19 protein-coding genes and 1 pseudogene are annotated in these 18,523 nt (G+C 34.6%); 17 read left to right on the top strand and 3 right to left on the bottom strand.

Annotation, left to right across the window (positions count from 1 at the left end):
* A pseudogene (locus H964_RS11860) lies at nt 1-470 on the bottom strand (hypothetical protein); the annotation flags it as partial.
* A 162-nt stretch (nt 471-632) separates the two neighbouring features.
* Between H964_RS11860 and H964_RS11855 the strand changes: the two are divergent.
* Together H964_RS11855 and aroE are read left to right on the top strand one after the other, a co-directional pair.
* A complete protein-coding gene (locus H964_RS11855; RefSeq protein ID WP_011916615.1) occupies nt 633-1,142 on the top strand; it encodes a YqeG family HAD IIIA-type phosphatase in 510 nt (169 codons plus the stop codon).
* Nucleotides 1,139-1,978: a shikimate dehydrogenase gene (gene aroE, locus H964_RS11850; RefSeq protein ID WP_011916616.1), complete on the top strand. Its 840-nt coding sequence runs from the start codon at nt 1,139-1,141 to the stop codon at nt 1,976-1,978. The genes H964_RS11855 and aroE overlap by 4 nt, the downstream gene beginning before the upstream one ends.
* Before the next feature lie 335 nt (nt 1,979-2,313).
* On the opposite strand, the gene H964_RS11845 is transcribed toward aroE, so the two are convergent.
* Nucleotides 2,314-2,781, bottom strand: a complete 468-nt coding sequence (locus H964_RS11845) for a GtrA family protein (protein ID WP_011916617.1) — start codon at nt 2,779-2,781, stop codon at nt 2,314-2,316.
* Complete coding sequence (locus H964_RS11840; RefSeq protein WP_011916618.1) at nt 2,768-3,721, bottom strand: glycosyltransferase family 2 protein; 954 nt, start codon at nt 3,719-3,721, stop codon at nt 2,768-2,770. The genes H964_RS11845 and H964_RS11840 overlap by 14 nt, the downstream gene beginning before the upstream one ends.
* 773 nt (nt 3,722-4,494) lie before the next feature.
* Between H964_RS11840 and H964_RS11835 the strand changes: the two genes are divergently transcribed.
* From H964_RS11835 to H964_RS11765, 15 genes are all read left to right on the top strand, one after another.
* Entirely contained in the window at nt 4,495-4,698 is a 204-nt protein-coding gene (locus tag H964_RS11835; protein ID WP_011916619.1) for a DUF2273 domain-containing protein, read from the top strand.
* A 39-nt stretch (nt 4,699-4,737) separates the two neighbouring features.
* Nucleotides 4,738-7,938 (top strand): response regulator, encoded by a 3,201-nt coding sequence (locus H964_RS11830; protein WP_011916620.1) that lies wholly within the window; start codon nt 4,738-4,740, stop codon nt 7,936-7,938.
* Between the two features lie 27 nt (nt 7,939-7,965).
* Complete coding sequence (locus H964_RS11825; RefSeq protein WP_083931546.1) at nt 7,966-9,678, top strand: GspE/PulE family protein; 1,713 nt, start codon at nt 7,966-7,968, stop codon at nt 9,676-9,678.
* A gap of 53 nt (nt 9,679-9,731) precedes the next feature.
* Nucleotides 9,732-10,787: a type IV pilus twitching motility protein PilT gene (locus H964_RS11820; RefSeq protein WP_011916622.1), complete on the top strand. Its 1,056-nt coding sequence runs from the start codon at nt 9,732-9,734 to the stop codon at nt 10,785-10,787.
* A 70-nt stretch (nt 10,788-10,857) separates the two neighbouring features.
* Nucleotides 10,858-12,069, top strand: coding sequence for a type II secretion system F family protein (locus tag H964_RS11815; protein ID WP_039767878.1), 1,212 nt, complete (start codon nt 10,858-10,860; stop codon nt 12,067-12,069).
* 36 nt (nt 12,070-12,105) lie between these two features.
* The gene (locus tag H964_RS11810; protein WP_039767877.1) at nt 12,106-12,522 is read left to right on the top strand and encodes a type II secretion system protein; all 417 of its coding nucleotides are present in this window, start codon (nt 12,106-12,108) and stop codon (nt 12,520-12,522) included.
* A gap of 34 nt (nt 12,523-12,556) precedes the next feature.
* Complete coding sequence (locus H964_RS11805; protein ID WP_039767876.1) at nt 12,557-12,994, top strand: prepilin-type N-terminal cleavage/methylation domain-containing protein; 438 nt, start codon at nt 12,557-12,559, stop codon at nt 12,992-12,994.
* Between the two features lie 53 nt (nt 12,995-13,047).
* Complete coding sequence (locus H964_RS11800) at nt 13,048-13,824, top strand: prepilin peptidase (RefSeq protein WP_011916626.1); 777 nt, start codon at nt 13,048-13,050, stop codon at nt 13,822-13,824.
* Nucleotides 13,825-13,831: 7 nt separating this feature from the next.
* The gene (locus tag H964_RS11795; protein ID WP_011916627.1) at nt 13,832-14,122 is read left to right on the top strand and encodes a late competence development ComFB family protein; all 291 of its coding nucleotides are present in this window, start codon (nt 13,832-13,834) and stop codon (nt 14,120-14,122) included.
* Nucleotides 14,112-14,666: a prepilin-type N-terminal cleavage/methylation domain-containing protein gene (locus H964_RS11790; RefSeq protein ID WP_011916628.1), complete on the top strand. Its 555-nt coding sequence runs from the start codon at nt 14,112-14,114 to the stop codon at nt 14,664-14,666. Before H964_RS11795 ends, H964_RS11790 begins: the two co-directional genes overlap by 11 nt.
* The gene (locus H964_RS11785; RefSeq protein ID WP_011916629.1) at nt 14,663-15,235 is read left to right on the top strand and encodes a prepilin-type N-terminal cleavage/methylation domain-containing protein; all 573 of its coding nucleotides are present in this window, start codon (nt 14,663-14,665) and stop codon (nt 15,233-15,235) included. Before H964_RS11790 ends, H964_RS11785 begins: the two co-directional genes overlap by 4 nt.
* A gap of 56 nt (nt 15,236-15,291) precedes the next feature.
* Nucleotides 15,292-16,254 (top strand): type IV pilus biogenesis protein PilM, encoded by a 963-nt coding sequence (gene pilM, locus H964_RS11780; RefSeq protein WP_011916630.1) that lies wholly within the window; start codon nt 15,292-15,294, stop codon nt 16,252-16,254.
* A gap of 40 nt (nt 16,255-16,294) precedes the next feature.
* Entirely contained in the window at nt 16,295-16,828 is a 534-nt protein-coding gene (locus H964_RS11775) for a PilN domain-containing protein (RefSeq protein WP_039767875.1), read from the top strand.
* 51 nt (nt 16,829-16,879) lie between these two features.
* Entirely contained in the window at nt 16,880-17,524 is a 645-nt protein-coding gene (locus tag H964_RS11770) for a hypothetical protein (RefSeq protein WP_011916632.1), read from the top strand.
* An 11-nt stretch (nt 17,525-17,535) separates the two neighbouring features.
* Entirely contained in the window at nt 17,536-18,384 is an 849-nt protein-coding gene (locus tag H964_RS11765) for a type II secretion system protein (protein WP_011916633.1), read from the top strand.
* Nucleotides 18,385-18,523 lie beyond the last annotated feature (139 nt).

Here is an 18,523-nt window from a genome sequence, read left to right as displayed (position 1 = left end):
GGCATAACTTCAACCCCACCAGGTCTCATAACAGATAGTGCCCATGCAGCCACTTTTACATCAAAAAGACCATTATTCTTTATTCTGTATGTAACATATGCTTTTGGCAAACTTGGGTCAAGCCTAAATTCAATTATCTTTTGAAGCTTTGTCCACTCTTCAGTAGGCTGAATTAACATAATACCATCGGTCAAAATTTCATACTCAATAGGTGTATTGTCAGGGTAGTATGATCGTGGCATTGCCTCTGGACTATGCCAAAGTCTTGTTCCCCCGTAGATTCTCCATTCATCTCCGCCTTTTTTACCAGCTTGGTCTTCAACAATGCAAAATACATTTTTACCACCCTTAAAACCAAAATAAATTATTCTTGGGCCGACATCTGTTGTGACAATAGCTTCAACTTTCTCATTTGAAATCAAAAAGCAATTTTCCCACCCTTTAAATTCTACTTTTTTGACCTCAACCATTTTTTAATTTCCCCCTTGTAAATTGTTTTTGAAAAAATTCCAACATTAGAATATAATTTAATTATACTCTACAAAAAAGATTTGCTCAAATGTACTTTTAAAAAAGTTGTATTTTATCATCTTTTTAGACAGAAAAGTTTTTAAGGGGAGATAGAATGGAGCATGTTAAAGCGCTTTAAACCCGATATTATCTGTAATAACATATTTGAGATTGACCTAAAGAAATTAAAGTCAAGAGGCATTAATTATCTTATCATTGACATTGACAATACTTTAGTGCCTTGGGGTGAACTTGAGATAAAAAGTGAAGTATTTTCTTGGATAAAAAAAGCCCAGGAACTGGGGTTTAGAATATGCCTTGTGTCAAACAATCAAAAAGAAAGAGTAAAAAAAATTGAAAATGTTTTAGGGCTCCCGAGTGTGTACAATGCTAAAAAACCTTTAAAATCTGGTTTTTTAAAAGCATCTTACATTCTTCATGAAGGAAAGAAAAACCATCAAACAGCTGTGATTGGTGACCAGTTTTTTACAGATGTGATAGGTGCAAAAAGGCTAAGACTCTTTGTGATTTTAGTAAGACCGCTTAAAGAAAGGGAGTTTTTTGTAACACGAATAAACAGAATCTTTGAGAGAAGAATCTTAAAATACTATATGAAGGATGAGAGCAAATGAAAAAACTGTATCTTATTGGAAAGAGCTTAAAACACTCTATCTCTCCTCTTATTCACAATAAAATCTTGTCTAACTTTGGTATTGATGCAGTTTACTCAAATGTTGAATTACCTGATTTTGAAAAGCTAAAAGAGTTTGTTGAGATGGTTAAAAAAGATGGCGATGTTGTCGGATTTAACATAACAATTCCCTATAAAGAGGATATTTTGGAGTTTTGCGATGAGGTTTCTGAAGATGTCAGAATAATTCAGGCTGCCAACACCGTAAAAAAAGAAGGTGAAAAGCTTGTTGCTTATAACACTGACTGGTTAGGTTTTAAAAGGAGTTTAGAAGAAGTAGGAATTAGTGTAAAAGACAAAAGGATTTTAATCTTAGGTGCTGGTGGTGCAGCAAAAGCTTGCATCTATGGACTTTACAGGATGGGTGTGAAAGAGGTCTTTGTTGCAAACAGAACATATGAAAAGGCAGAAAGCTTAAAAGAGGTTTTTCAAGACATTTTAAAAATCCTTCCAGTAGAATGGCTAAGAAGATATGAGTTTAAATACGATATAATTATTAACACAACATCTGTGGGAATGTTTCCGAATATTGAAAGCAGTCCTTTTGACTTTGAAAACTATGTGGCTGGCATACCAGTTTTTGTATATGATATGATATACAATCCTCCTAAGACCACTTTTTTGGAAGAAGCCGAAAAGAAAGGGTCAAAGACTGAAAATGGTCTTAAGATGCTTGTGTACCAGGCAGTTGAAGCTGAAAAGATTTGGTTTGATATAGTAAATCTTTCTCAAAGTTTTTTACTTGAAATCCTAAAGGAGTGCGAGAAAAAAATATAGCTTGGAAAATATAAGGTTATAGGGTATTAAGACATACAAGAGGCATGTAGATTGGAGGTGAGTTGCTCATTTAAGAGAGGTATGTAACAAAAAACGATAAGTCTCAAATTTCTCCCAAATATGCTAATACAATTTGCAATAACCTTTATATTAATGGAAAATCATTTGTTCAACAAGCTATTACATCCCCCGAAAACACAGAATATTAAGACTTTCGGGAACTATATCCTAAAACTTTTTCTTGTTAGAGCAAAAATCTATAGTAATAGGATAACAAAAAGAGAAATACCAGCAATAAAGCAACAATGTACTCAAAAATCTTTTTACATGTTTTTTTAAATACTCTCATTATTTGTCTCCATTTTAGTAAACACCCAGAACTTATATAAAATATAGTTTACCCCTTGAGCACATAAAGTTGCAAGTATTTTTGCAATTAAAATTGAGTTTGACAGATATAGCCTTGAAAGTTTTATCATTACAATTGAGAGTAGCAATGAGATAATATTTGTAAAGGCAAACTTTACTACCTTTAGTATTATTATACGTCCTTTTGTGCTATCTTCAAATGTCCACTTTTTGTTCATCAAAAAACTGTTGACCATACCAGCCGTGTAGCCAAAAACCTGACTGAAAGAAGAATTAAAATGCAAAATAGAGTAGCAAACAAAAAAGACTGCAAAATCAATTGTTGTGTTTATAACCCCTACAATTGAAAATTTGACAAGTTCAAGTAATTGATTGACCTTTGAATGAATTTTTAAAATAAACTTTCTTTTGAGGGATACATTACTCATGTTCATCTTTTGCTATCTCCTCAATAAGATATAGCGGTCGTCTCTTTACCTCTTTATAAATCTTCCCTATGTACTCACCAATCAATCCCAGTGCAACAAGCTGAAGCCCGCCTATAAACCAAATTGAAATGGTTAAAGAGGTCCAACCTGCAATGGCTTGTCCTCTTATCTTCTGAACTATTGCATATATCAAAATTGCAATGCTGAGTAAAAACATCAAAAAGCCTGCAAAAGTTATATATTTTATTGGCTTTACAGAAAATGAGGTTATTCCTTCAAAGGCAAAAGAAAGCATCTTTTTGAGTGGATATTTTGTCTTACCTGCAATCCTTTCTTGTCTTTCATAATACACAATTGTTGATTTGAGCCCAATCAGGGGAATTATTCCTCTCAAAAACAAATTTCTCTCTTCAAACTGCATCAAAAACTCTAAGGCTTTTTTACTCAAAAGCCTGTAATCTGCATGGTTATACACAATTTCAACTCCAAATGCCCGCATCAGCTTATAAAAACTCTGTGCTGTAAATCTTTTGAAAAAAGTATCAGTTTTTCTGCTGCTTCGAACACCATACACAACATCATACCCTTCTTCAAACTTTTTGATAAACTCGTCAATTACGTTTATATCATCCTGCAAATCAGCATCCAATGTAATTGCACAGTCACAAAACTTCAGAGCATAGCTCATTCCAGCCATCAAAGCATTTTGATGGCCACAGTTTCTCGAAAGTTTTACACCAACAAACTTTATGTCTTTTGTTGCCTCTTTTATTAGCTGCCAAGTTTTGTCTTTACTCCCATCATCCACAAAGATAATTCTGCTGTTTTCGGATATTAGTCCCTTTTTCAAAAGATCGTCAAACTTTTGCAGCATCTTCTCAATTGTATAAGGAAGCATCTCTTCTTCGTTATAGCATGGGATTACAAAGTATACTTTTGGTAGCATGGTATAAATCCTTTCTTCGTGAATTTTTATTAAATTATATCTCACCTTTTTCAGAACTTCAACTTATAATTATTGAAAGAAAACTATTCTGTTTAATGGATATAAAATTTCAGAAATAACCAATTATTCGGAATAATCATTAATACTTTATCTTCTGCAAGAATAATGCAGGAATTTCTCAACCTTTTTGGCAATAAAAAAATAAAAACTCAGCAGACTACTTCCATGTAACCAAGTAATTAAAAGTATCAATACCACTTCCGGATGTTAGACATTAAAAAATTTTCTTTCTTAGTAACAGAATGAAAAAGAAAATTTCAAAAAGTAAATTAGAGGTTAAAGATTTGACAGCATTGTTAGAGCGAATAATACTTAATTCCTTTCTGGGACTATTTATATGTATTTTAACATAACAGGGAATTCGCTCAATAGTTAATCTTCCTGATTTTAGAACAGCGTATAAAGAGGGGTGCACAAAAAGTGAAGTAATTAAACAAATAATTATAATTGATATATAGTTAAATACTATAAAAAAAGTAATGGAAAGAATTGCTAACTTCTGTAAAACTTTAGAATCTCTATGGTGTTGTAATTTCTTAGATAGAGGCAGTTTTCAATAAAAAAGTAACTAACAACGTTTAGCGCTATTCAAAAATTTTTTAAATTGCGCAATTAATTTAAGCGTAGTATAATAAAAAGTAAGAAAATGTGTAAATTTATTTACAAAAGGTTCACAAAAATATATGAAAAAATATTCGAGGGGGTATGGGTGATTGAATAAATTAGAAAAATTTATAAAAGAAAATGTGGGAATGTTGGTAGGCGGAGCTTTAGCTCTTATTTTGATTCTGTTTATTTTAGAAGTTGGAATTGTCAAAGCTATACTGATAACAGTAGTTGTCATTGTTGGAATAATATTAGGTAAAAAGTTTATAACGTATGATAAAATAAGAGAACTTCTGAAAGATAAGAATTGAAATAACCGAAAGTTCAAATAGAGGGGTAGGTGTATCAGGGTGAAAATCTTAATTGTGGATGATGCTGTTTTTATACGAAAGGTTTTAAGGGGAATATTACAAGAATTAGGAGAAGAAGTAGTAGGAGAAGCTTCAAGTGGAAACGAAGCTTTAAGAATGGTTAAGGAATACAGACCTGATGTAGTGACTTTAGATATTACTTTGCCGGATATGAGTGGATTAGAGCTCTTAAAAAAAATAAAAGAAGTTTCATCCTCTACGCAGGTTGTAATGATTACAGCAATTAGTAATCATGAGGTTGTAAAAGAGGCGATGAAAGTTGGAGCAACAAATTATATCACCAAACCGTTTTCCCGGGAAAAAGTTGAAGAGGTTCTGAAAAAAGTAGAAAAAAATATTCAAGCGATGTCTCAAATTGAAAGAAATATGACAAACGAGGAAAGTATAGGTCAGAAAGAATTAAGTCAAGCGACAATTGAAACACCTGGTGTGGAGAATGAAAGCAAAAACGAGGAAGTTGCTAGAATTGATGAATTCGTAAAAGTTGAAGGTGAGGGAGGTAAAAGTAAAGTTGATACAACTGAAATTTCAGATGTTCCAGAATTGACCCAAGATCTCTCAGAAAAAAGAAATGAAACAAATAATCAGCAAGAAATCAGCGAAAAAGTTTCAGATTTGATAGAGACAAAGATGGGTGTGTCAGATGAGTTTCTTGAGGATGAAAAAGAAAAAGAAGGAAGTACTACAAGTGTTTTTTACGACGAAGACAAAGGTGAGGAGATAGACGTTGGTGGTATTGTGACTAATATTGAATTTGAGCAGAAAGGTGGGGAAGATATCCTTTCAATTTGTACAAACAAAGAAATAGCTTACAATGTGGGGAGAATGAAATTAGGGAATGGAGTAATAGTTACTATCGAGGAGTGCTTTGTAGCATCAAATGTCAAACATGAGTATACATTTGAGAATAGTCTTGTTGAGAAAGTAGAAGTAAAAGAAATAAATGGAAATGTATATATTATGGTTCTAACAAAAGCTAAAAAGTTTGATATTCGTGAAAGAGAAGGGAAGATATCAATAGTTCTCAGAAGAAGCAAGGGAGTTATTTCATACAATAAAAATAATAAATTCATAATGATAGATAATGTGGTGCCTTCCAGTATTCAAGTTGATGCTATCTCCGAGAAAGAATACACCATCAGGATTTCTACCAGTGACATAATATTTAATGAGGGAGAAACTAAAGTAGAGGATTTAATAGTAGACAGATATATAGTAGAAAAGAGTGAAAAGGGATATGATGTAAAAGTTATTTTATACAAGGAAGCAAGACATGAAATTATTGAAGGAAGAACATCGGTTGGAATAAAATTTGTGGAAGTAAATATTTTGAAAGATATCTTAATACATCATTCTGACGAGGAAACACTAATAGAACTTGTAACAAACTCAAGTACTGTGCCTGTAGTATTGGAGCATGATACCGAGAACGGGGTTGCATATGCCTATTTGCATGGTTATATTGTGGCAAAAACGTTGCTTGAGAGAAACTTTGAATTCGAAGAGGAGTATCTTGAAAGTCTTAAAATAGTTGAAGATAGGGAAAAAGGCCAGTCGTATCTTGTCATCTGCTCACCAGTAAAAAGGATTTCGGTTGTAAAAGAAAAAGGCAGAACGTTTATTTCAATAAAACCTAACAAAGCTTTTGTGCTCTACAATTTGTTCCAGGAATGCATTGTATTTCAAAATATACTTCCTGAGGAGATTGAAATTAACCATAACCAAATTCAAAACACGATTGAGTTTCATGTCAATAACAAATATGTAAATTTATTGAAAGACCCTATTTTAAACAGTGAGCAATTTGAAGCATTCAGTTCTATTGAAATAGAAAGAGTGGGAAAGGGATATAGCGGAACAATTGTTCTTAAAAATAAGAGTAAAATCGAGGTTGCACTGTCAAAAGATAGGACGTCAACAAACCTATTTATAATACCATATAGAAAGTTGAATAAAATCAAAGCATTTGAATATGAAGAAAATGGTCCAAAAGCATCTTTAACTCTCAAGGGTGAGGGAGAAATAAAGTATTTAGCAGAAAGAGACAAAGAAAAGGGTGCTGTTACTATTAAAGTTTTAACTGCTTCTTTATGTAATATCGAGCAACCAATAGTTGAATTCAGAGAAGGCTGTATTGAACGGGTAGAGTTCTATGAGCAAGAGGAAGATGTGATAATAAACATTTATAGCAAAGTGGAAGACTTTAATGTAAGATTAGAGAATTCAAACATAATTGTTGAGTTTGAAGCACAAGTTGTAACAGTTAATCCAGTTATTGAAGACGATATGGTAGTATTTGAACTGTCCCGGATAGATTACGATGATGTGGAAGTTATAAAAGACGATGAAAATAATATGTTAATCGTAAAAATAAGAAGAAGGGATATATACATTGAAAAAGGAATCAAATATTTGCAAAGCAAGGTTGTCAAAAGATATCAGGTAGCTCAGGAAAATGGTTATAAACTGTTGATTGATACTGCTGACCAAGTCAGATACTCTGTAGAAAAGAAAGAAGATAAAATATTTTTGACAGTTGAAAAATGCCCTGTTCTTGAAAAGGTTGAAGTTAAAGAAGTTAACGAAGAGCTAGTGCATGTTGAGTTTCATTTCAACAGAGGTGGAATTAAACCACAGAAGGTTGAAAAAGAAGATGGAAAGCTTAATGTCTTGTTAGGAGAGGTATTAACTAAAGAAAAAGATATTGTGTGGAATACCAAATCAAGGAAAGTTGTTAAAAGTATAGATTATATAAGCAGCGAAAAAGTACTTATTTTGTCCATAGAGCATGCTTATGCATTTTGGCAAGTAGTAGTAGAGAACAATGTTATAAAACTTATTTTTGAAGTGAAACATTGTGAAATCTTGGTTGAGGATGAATATATCAAGATACAAAATGTTGAAAGCAATAAAGTGCAAATCTTGAAATTTGAAGATAATGGTTTGCTAATTGCTATAATTCCACAAAGCGCAGCTTTTGTAACTTCTAATTCTCTCAAACTAACTTCAAATAATGTTTTGTATTCTGCAATTGAGCAAGATATAAATCAAACAGAATGGAAAGTTTACGTATTATATAAACCAAACATGATGTTTGAGTCAGAAATTGACAATAATGACGTAATGATAAAAATAACCTCGAAAAGAAACAATTTTGCTGAGAGTGAATTAGGAACATAGAAATAAGGGAAAAGAGGGGAGATTATTTTGCCAAGAGAAAGAAAGAGAATTGGAGATGTTTTAGTAGAGGCAAAGATAATTACACCTCAGCAACTGGAAGAGGCACTTAAAATTCAAAAGCAGACCAATAAAAAATTGGGAGAGATACTGGTTGAGAAAGGTTATATAACAGAAGATGAGCTAATAGAGATTTTAGAATTTCAGTTAGGGATACCGCACATAAAATTAGATGTATATCCGATTGATCCTAAGGCAGTTGAAACGATTTCTGAGTCGATTGCACGAAGGCATACCGTTTTGCCGGTAAGTTTTGCTGAAGATGGAAGCCTGATTGTGGCAATGGCCGACCCTCTTAATATATTTGCAATGGAGGATATTGAGATTTATTCAGGCAGAAGAGTGCGGCCACGAATTGCCAAGGCATCCGATATTAAACGTGCGATCGAAAGGTTCTATGGTAAGCAAGAAGCTCTAAAAGCGGCTGAAGAGTTGCAAAAAGAAAGTAGCGAAAAGGACAGCCAAGCCAAAAGAGCTACTGTTACGCCTCGATTCCAGCTTGGTTTGGAAGACGGAACAGAAGGACCTATTGTAAGACTTGTCAATTCCATTTTTGAACAAGCTATTACATCGCGTGCAAGCGACATTCACATTGAACCGTTTGAGAACGAGATAAAAGTCAGATACAGAATAGATGGTGTATTGTATGATGTCTTGAAGTTAGATATTGGGATATTGCCATCACTATTGGCAAGAATTAAGATTGTAGGTAATATGGACATTGCAGAAAAGAGGATACCACAGGATGGGCGAACAACTTACATTTTTTCGGATAAAATATATGACATGAGAATCTCCTCTTTACCATGTGTTTATGGTGAAAAGATTGTTGTGCGTGTGATAGACAAAAGTGCATTTGTGCGTTCCAAAACTGAGCTTGGCTTGACTGAAGAGGACGAAGAGAAATATAACAAGCTGATTGCTGCGCCACATGGAATAATCTTGGTCTGTGGTCCCACCGGTAGTGGTAAGTCTACTACGCTTTATACTATTTTAAACGAGCTTAACACTGGGACACGCAACATAATTACAGTTGAAGACCCCGTTGAGAGCACGATAGAAGGAATAAATCAGGTTGAAGTTAATCCTAAGGCAGGGTTAACATTTGCAGCGGCGTTAAGATCAATTTTGCGCCAGGACCCAGATATAATAATGATTGGTGAGATCAGAGACAGAGAGACAGCTGACATGGCAATCAGGGCTGCTATTACAGGGCATTTAGTGTTGTCAACCATTCATACAAATGATGCAGCAAGTGCAATTACAAGGTTGGTTGACATGGGGATAGAAAACTTTTTGATAAGCTCGTCGTTGGTAGGAGTAATATCACAGAGATTGATAAGAAAACTATGTCCATACTGTAAAGAGCCTTATGAGCCATCAGAGGAAGAAAAAATTCTTCTTGCCATAAAGCAAGATGAGAATGTAAAATTATACAGAAAGAGAGGATGTCATATATGTGATAAAAAAGGTTACTATGGTAGAACAGGTGTATATGAAATTCTGATTGTGACAAAAGAGTTGAGAAAACTTATAAACAAAAAAGATGTCAGCAGTGAGGAGATAAAGGAACTTGCTGTCAAACAGGGGATGAAGACACTGCGACAAGCTTGCAAAGAGAGAGTTTTGAATGGAATTACATCAGTTGAAGAATATCTGAAGATTACTTATGCACTTGAATAGTATTATGAGTAAGTACAAGAGGGGAGATTAGGGGAAGGAGGAAGCAAATACTCATGGATATTAATTCAATTCTCAAAGAAGCATTTCTCAAGGAGGCTTCAGATATACATATTACACCAGGTGTTCCTCCAATTTATCGAATACACGGCAGATTAGTACGGACAGATGACTCAATTCTGACCCCTGAGATGGTGGAGGAGTTTGTGCGACAGATCACCAACGAAAACCAGTTTAAAATTCTTGAGCAGAAAGGTGAGATAGACTTTTCTTACAGCATAAAAGGCGTAAGCAGATTCAGAGTAAATGTTTATAAACAAAGAGGTTCATATTCTATAGCTTTTAGAATAATTCCAGTAAATATACCACCATTTGAGACACTTGGCCTTCCACCGGTATTGAAGGAATTTACAAAATTGAATAAAGGGCTTGTTTTAGTTACAGGTCCAACTGGTTCGGGTAAGTCAACAACACTGGCATCGCTGATTGACATAATCAACAAAGAAAGAGATGTACATATAATCACATTAGAGGACCCAATAGAGTATTTGCATAGACACAACAAGAGTATTATCAATCAAAGAGAGATAGGTAGTGACACACTCAGCTTTGCAGACGCGCTGAGGGCGGCTTTGAGAGAAGATCCTGATGTAATCCTGGTTGGTGAGATGAGGGATTTGGAGACAATTGCGATAGCTTTAACAGCTGCTGAAACAGGACACCTGGTGTTTTCCACACTTCACACAATTGGAGCGGCAAAGACAATAGACCGTATCATTGACGTTTTTCCACCGCATCAACAGCAGCAGATAAGAATTCAGCTATCAACAGTTTTGCAGGGAGTTGTGTCTCAGCAGCTTTTGACCCGTCGTGATGGTAAAGGCAGGGTTGTTGCAACAGAGGTAATGATAGTAAATCCAGCCATAAGAAACCTCATAAGAGAAGCTAAAACGTATCAGATTCAATCAATTATTCAAACGCATCAGCGACAGGGCATGATAACAATGGAGCAGTCACTCATAGACTTGTACAAACGAGGGCTTATCACCCGTGAAGATGCGTTCAACTATGCTACTGACTTTGATTTTATGCAAAGACTGCTCAGTGCATAAGCTTTTCAAATGCTTTTTAGGTTTGGTGGTGTGACGAATAAATTTGGGATGTTAAGGAGAGTAGTGGGGTATGCCGGAGTTTGTTTACAAAGCAGTAGATAGCAGTGGGAAAAATGTTGAGGGGACAATATTGGCAGATACAATTGAGCTTGCAGCAGAAAGCCTGAAGAGGCGTCAGTTGTATATAATAGACTTGCGGGAAAAAGGAGTATGGCAGAAAGATATTTCAGTTCAGTTGCGAAAAAAGATACCTATAAAAGACTTAGCAGTGTTTTGTCGCCAGTTTGCAACAATGCTTATGGCGGGTATACCAATGGTAAGTGCGTTAGATGTCATTGCTGAGCAGTTCAAAGGCAGATATTTCGGAAAGGTATTAGAGGATATACATAAGAAAGTGCAAAGTGGGTCAATGTTGTCGAGAGCTTTGGCAGAAAAAGCTGAATGTTTTCCACCAATTTTGATAAACATGATTGAAGCTGGTGAGATGTCAGGTTCTGTTGATCAGGCACTTGATAGGATGGCTACCCACTTTGAAAAGGAGTTAAAATTACGCCAGAAAATTATAAATGCCTTGATATACCCGGCAATTGTTATTCTTGTTGCAATAGGTGTATTGATAATAATGCTCACATTTGTTGTACCCACTTTTGTGGGAATTTTCAGTGAACTTAATGTTGAGCTGCCTGCAACCACAAAGTTCATAATCTCCAGCTCCAATTTTATGAGAAACAATTTTATTTTAATAATTATAGTATGCATTTTATTTGTGGTAGCTTACAAGGTAATTAGAAAAACCGACAAAGGTGGATTTTATATAGATAAGTTCAAACTTCAAATTCCAGTCATAGGTAAGATTATCCTTGGACAAATTGTAACAAGGTTTACAAGAACGCTTGGCACGATGACAGCGGCAGGTGTTAGTATAGTGATAGCTCTTGAGACAACAAAAAATGTCATGACAAATGTATTTGTGGAGAAGAAGTTTGAAGAGGTTATCGAAAGGGTGCAGAAAGGAGAAGGGTTGAGCTATCCTATTGCTGATGTGGGGATTTTCCCAAGACTTGTTGAAATTATGATAAGAACTGGTGAAGAAAGTGGTAATTTGGAATACATGCTCAATAAGGCGGCAGATTACTATGAGAATGAGGTTGAAAATCAGGTGACAAGGCTCACATCGATATTTGAGCCGATAATGATTGTCTTGCTTGCCATCATGGTTGGTTTCTTACTTGCGTCAATAATCTTGCCGATATTCAAATTGTATGGAAGTGTTGGAGCTTAAAACTCAAAGATGTGTAAAAAGGCGGGGAAAATTAAATTGAAAAGAAAAGGATTTACCTTAATTGAGCTGGTGGTAGTGGTTGCTATCCTGGGTGTGATTATTGCTATAGCTGTTCCCCAGGTTTTAAAGAATATAAATAAGGCAAGAAAGTCAGCTGATATACAAAATGCAAGGCATATTGCATATGCGTTTTACCTTTTCGAGGAAGATAGCGGGAAAAGTTTAAATGTGCTGATACCTGATAACAATTTTCACAAAATTGACTCAGATGTTGTAAGTTTAAGTCCTCCATATAGTTTTAAGCTCAGCGATTATATTTCAGGAGGCGTGCCAAAGCCAGTTTACCGACGTTCCTACTATTTCTACTATAAACTTGATAGTGTCTTAAAAGTTTATAGCGGTGATGGAACAAACTTTTATGAGCTTTTTCCAAGTGTTGATCCCAATTATTAAAATCTTAGAAAAATAAGAGGGGGCGAGTTGAAAGATGATGGCTTGGCTTGTAAAGCAGGTTAACAGAAAACACAAAGGTTTTACATTAATTGAGATGGTAATAGTTGTTGCAATAATTGCAATCTTGATTGCGATTGCGGTACCTCAAGTATTAAAACAGATAAACAAGTCAAAAATTGAGGCTGATAAGGCAAATGCAAAGAATATTGCTACAGCTATTCAGCAATGGGTTTCAGAAGGAAATGTGTTGAACAATCAAGCTGAGTGGAAAGTAATACAAAATAATGACCCTGTTAACACTGGTAACGGTATTCAAGATTACTTAGGTAGTGGACTTCCAAAGACAAAGTTGAAAAATGGAGATTTTTATTATAAATATGATGCGACTAATCAAGTATTGATGATAGGTGCTGAAAATTCTTCTGGTACTATTGTGGAGCTCTATCCGTCTCCAAGTTCAGACTACAAGTAATGTATGTGAATTGTTTGGTACTCTTTATTTCATTTTGAAGGAGTATACCAAAGATGTTAGAGGCAATAGTGGGAACGTTGGGATTGGTGATTGGCAGCTTCCTGAATGTATGTATATACAGAATACCTCGAGGGGAATCAATTATATTCCCCTCGAGTCATTGTCCAAATTGTGGAAAAAGGATAAGATGGTTTGATTTAATCCCTGTCTTAAGCTTTATTATCCTGAAAGGGAAGTGCAGGTATTGCAAAAGTCCAATTTCACCTTTATACCCTGTGGTTGAGATGGTATGCTGTTTTCTTGCAATAGCAAGCATAAAAGTGTTCGGAATGAGCATTTCAGCTTTTTTATTATTTGTTATAGGGTGTGTATTATTATACATTTCAGTTGTAGATTTCAAAACATACGAAATGAGCGTAGGAAATCTCCTGTTGCTTGCTATTTTAAAGCTTGCTTTTGAAGTAAGCATAAAAGGTATTGCAAAGACCACAATTATATATATACTGCTTGGACCAATTTTAAATACTTTTCTTGTGGGGCTTATATACATTATTTCCAGAGGCATTGCTATGGGGTTAGGGGATGTTTTACTTTTGATGGCAGGTGGTATAGGGTTTTCGGTAAGACAGGCAATTGTGTGCAATTTCGTGGCATTTTTTGTAGCGTTTTTATATGTTTTAGGTTTGAAGTTTGTTCAAAGCATTTTAAAGGGAAACGAGAAAAAGAGGGAGATTCCGTTTGGTCCGTTCATATCAATTGGCATATTTGTGTCAACAGTGGCAGGTGAAAGGATTGCTGATCTTTACTATCAGCTAATAATAGTGAGGTAGGTATTTGATGTATGTTGTAAAAAATCTGATGGAAGAGGTTGTTCAAAAATACTATGAGAAAATAATTGATGAATTGGACGTTTGCAAATGCGAAAAATGCAAAGCCGATGTAATGGCATTGGCTCTGAATAGACTTCCACCTCGATATTGCGTGACAGAAGAAGGTAAGATGTATGTTAAATTAAAAGAGTTAGAAATTCAGTTTGAGATTGACATAATTGCTGCGCTGGCAGCAGCGGCGTATATAGTCAAAAATAATATGAGGCATGAAGAAAGGGATTGTAAGAATGAAATGTAAGGGATTTTCCCTGAGCGAAATGATAATTGTCATTGTGATAATTGCAATATTGTTAGCAATTGGAATACCGGCTTATCTGGCATCTGTTCGCCGGGCAGAGGTCAAAAACGTTGCCAATGGGCTTGCTGATATGCTGTCAATGCTCTACGAGTATGAAGACAAAGAAGTAGTATTTGATAAATACTTTGTCAAAATCAATAACTATATTGTGCCAGATCCGGTAACAGGTGAGACGTATTTGCAGATCCAGCTTGTAAAATATGAAAGAGGAACGGAAAAGGTATTAAAGGAACTAAAAAGCAAGAGCGCTGAGTTAGACTCTGACGTGATAGTTACAGGATCGGGACCAGTTGCGACCTATATATATTATGACAATAAAGGAATATTGTGGCGTTTTTCAGGTTCACCGGGTGTGAGGAGCAATGAAAGTTATTTTCCAAATGCAAATAAGGAGTTTGTTGTGAGAATAAGAGGGGTAACAGGCGGTTATCAAAAAAAGGTTATTGTCAGGGTAATGCCACCAGGGAGTGTTGAAGTTAAATGAGATGTAATTTGAAAATAAAAAGTGATTTTAAATTAAAAGGTTTGACGCTTGTTGAGCTAATAGTAGTTGTTGCAATTGTAGCAATAATCCTTGGCGCAATTTATTCCTTTTTTATTCAGAACTTCAAAGTTGCACAGGAGAACATTAACATAGCCAGGATTGAGGGTGAAGCAAAAAGATTAAACGATCAGGTAAAGCAGTGGCTGTCTATGTCTGACCAGGCCAGTATTCAGTATTCGGTTGCTGGCACAACAAAAGAAATAATTATGGATGTATATCAAAGCGACTTGCCAGCACCAACTGCCCGACCTGATTTTAGAATAAAGCTTGTGTATGATAGCGGTTCTAAGAAAATTAGTATTGAGAAGATATTTCTGGCATCTTCAAGTAGTCCCACTGTCCCATCACCTATAGCCTTCACCTTTTTAGATGGGCTGGTTACCAGATTTGATTGTATTTTTGTTCCGGGTTCAAAGATAGTAATTGAATATGAGGTTGTTATAAACAAGCGTGGTTCTAACCAAATAACAAGAGTATACAAAATAGAACATGTTTTTCGCACCTTTTAATGTAACGAAAGAATATACAGGTAGAAACTTTTTGAAATTTATTCGAGGTGAATCTGATGAGTGAAAAAGTAGTTGTGGAGATAGGAAAAAACTATGTAAGAGTGGCCGAAGGTAAGTTTCAAAATAGCAGCATAGAAATCAATAGATTTTTTGAAAAAAATCTCGATGATAACATAATCAAAGAGGATATTAAGGTTGACGATGTTCTTTTGCAGATAGAGCTTAGAAGCCTTTTCAATCAAAATAAGGTTGGCAAGAAAAATGTTAATGTTATATTTTCAGGGATTTCAAACATTTTGATAAGAGAATTAGAAATGCCTTACGTTGCCGATGATAAAATATACAACATGATACGCCATGAGGCAAGACAATATTTCCCAATAAACATAGATAGTTATGTACTTGATTATAAGCAACTTAAAATATTTGACGAAGGGAAGATTAAAAAGCAAAAGATACTTATTGTTGGTGTACATAGATTTTTAATAGAAGGTGTAATAAATGCCTTTAAAAATGCAGGAATAAAAATATCTAAGATTGATATTGAGCCAAATTCAATTGTTAAACTGTTCAAAAACGAAAGAAAGCTGAACAAACAAGAAGATGATAACTCATACATGATAGTGAATATCACCCGAAATGGAGTTTCTACTTCTGTTGTTGCGAACAATGAACTTTGTGCCACAAAGTTATTTTCGCTTGTTCAGCTTGAAGAGATGTTTAAAGAAAATTCTGAGCAATCTTATGATTATGAATTTAGCTTAATTGAAGATCTTATTTCTGAAAGCGTAATTAAGTTTTATGACTTTGTACGAACAAGGGAAGAACCTATAACAAACATAAAGAAAATATACTTAACGGGAGAGGTATGTCAACATATTGATATTAGTGGTCTTTTGAGAAGAAGATTGAATATGGATGTAGAACTTGTGAGCGATTTTAAGTCTGTCAGAAAGATTGAATCACAGGAAAAAAGTGTGATGTTTGCATATGCAACAGCTTTCAGTGGGTTGATTTAGAAGACACAGTGATATTGGAGGGCAAAGGAGGCAGAAGGTAGTGCCAGTTTTAAAGGATATAAATTTGTTAGAGGCATACAGTAAGCAATATAGAGTGAGGGAAGAGAAGGCAAGCGGTGCATTAATAATTGTTCTGATATCAGTAATTGGTGTGTGTATATTGGTATCTGTACTTATGTTTGTTCAGATAATTTCCTATTCCATGAAAATCAGCAGTACTACGACAGAAATAAACTCGAAGAGAATAATTGTGAACAAGATACAGAAAGATTTAAAGATAAAAGAGGCATATGATATAAAAATTGGGTTTGTTAATCAAAAGAAAAATGAAAACCGAAAGTTAAAGGAATTGCTTACTACTCTTGAGAAACTAACTCCCAAAAATCTGACATTTGAGATGCTGCAGATAGAAAATAACAAACTTAATTGCAGAGTGGCAAGCAAGAATGTTGAGAGTGTGGTTCAGTTTGTTTACAGCCTATCTAATGATCCACACTTTGCAAATGTAGTATTTAATGGTGCAAATGATGTGGAAGGTATCAAAAAAGCTGATGTGAGTGCTGATATAAGATAAGAAGTTTTAAGAATTTTAAGATCAGTTTAATGAAGGTGGGGAAAGGTAGCAATGGGTTATAAACTGAGCAGTAGAGAAAAAAATTTACTGATTATTGGGTTAATAGTGATAATTGGAGTGGTTTTTTATTCATTTGTATATAGTAACTTGTCTCAAAGATTAGAGAATTTAAAAACACAGTATGAAACCCTTACTGCAGAGCTTTCAAGGTTGAATATGATAATAAGCAATTATAACGCACACAAGGCAGAAATTGAAAATGCGAAAAAAGAGTATGCTAAATTAAAAGATATTATTCCGCCAAATCAGAATGCTTTGTTTTGTGTTGTAGATTTAAAAAGACTCTTAGAAACAGTGAAGATTAGTACTTCTTCATATATGTTTGAGCCTTCCCAGAAAATTGAGCTTGGAAATACAAAAAATTTGGGTGACCAGTTTTATCCATATTATCTATCATCACGCCAAACCTGGAATTGTGAATATGAAAAAATACACACAATTCTTGATAAACAACCGAATTTTGCGCCTTTATTTACAATTGATTCGCTGAACATGACAAAAGCAGAAAACAAGTTAACGGTAAATGCAGTGATAAAATTTTATGGATTTAACGACCCGCAAAGTCCAGCGCGTGAGTTTGTTTTGAATAAGACAATTAAGAGCAGTCCAAGTGGAAAAAATAATTTATTTAAATAAGGTGAGCTCACATGAAGGTAAAGGGTTTTTCGTTAATAGAGGCTATAGTTGCTGTTGCTATATTTGCTATAATATTGATTCCAATTGGTATTGCATTTAACCAGTCGATAAGGGTAACCTCAAAGTCAAAAGAGAATATGGATATTGCACAGGTTTTGAACAAAGCAATGGAAAAAATGTATGCTGATATGGGAAATGATGATAGTCATTTTGCGGATGTAGTATATTCATTACCAGACTATAGTGGTAGTGAACTTGAATTTGGCAATGACAAATATAAAGTAAAATATACTGTAAAAAGGATTGATTGTGATTTCGATTTAATACTTGTAGCTGATGCTTCAAATACAATGTCAGTATACCAAAAAGTGTACGATGCAACTTATGGTGGTGTGAAATATGACCTTAGTTTATCTATTCCTCCAAGTTTAAGTGGAGTGGTAAATATAGAAGTTTATAAGGAAATAAGCGGAATAGACCGAGCTGAGTATAGATTTAATAATATACCATTAATAGTTACTAATCCCAATTTTAAAATTTACTTTATTGAAAATACTTCTACTGTAAATTGTAATATTGATGGTGTCTTTGAAATGAACGGGGGAATTCGTACATCAAATTACACTACTCAACTATTAGAAGTATGGTCTAAAAGCTTTACAGTAGGTTCTGCGGCATCTCCTACACCAAGTCCGACAGCAAGTCCAGCTGGTAATTTTACCACACAAAGGTCCACAGTGAAATTTATTTCGTACACCAATTCAAAATTTTACCATCAGCTTTTTGAGGTAACCATGGAAATTTGGAACGAACAAAAGAATAGAAAAGTGAGGGAGTACAAATTTATTGTGAGGGGGTAAAAAGTGGATGCCGGAAAAAATTAGTTGTTTAAAAGACAGGATGTTTATTAAAAAGGTTGACGGATCTGTTTTGATTGTGGTGATAATAGTTATTGCTGTTCTGAGCACAATATTGCTGGGGACGATGTCTGCTGTGTTG

This window comes from Caldicellulosiruptor sp. F32 (assembly GCF_000404025.1).
GTDB lineage: Bacteria > Bacillota > Thermoanaerobacteria > Caldicellulosiruptorales > Caldicellulosiruptoraceae > Caldicellulosiruptor > Caldicellulosiruptor saccharolyticus.
The sequence above is the reverse complement of the archived record's forward strand: the minus strand, read 5'-3'. Positions and strand labels throughout refer to the sequence as shown.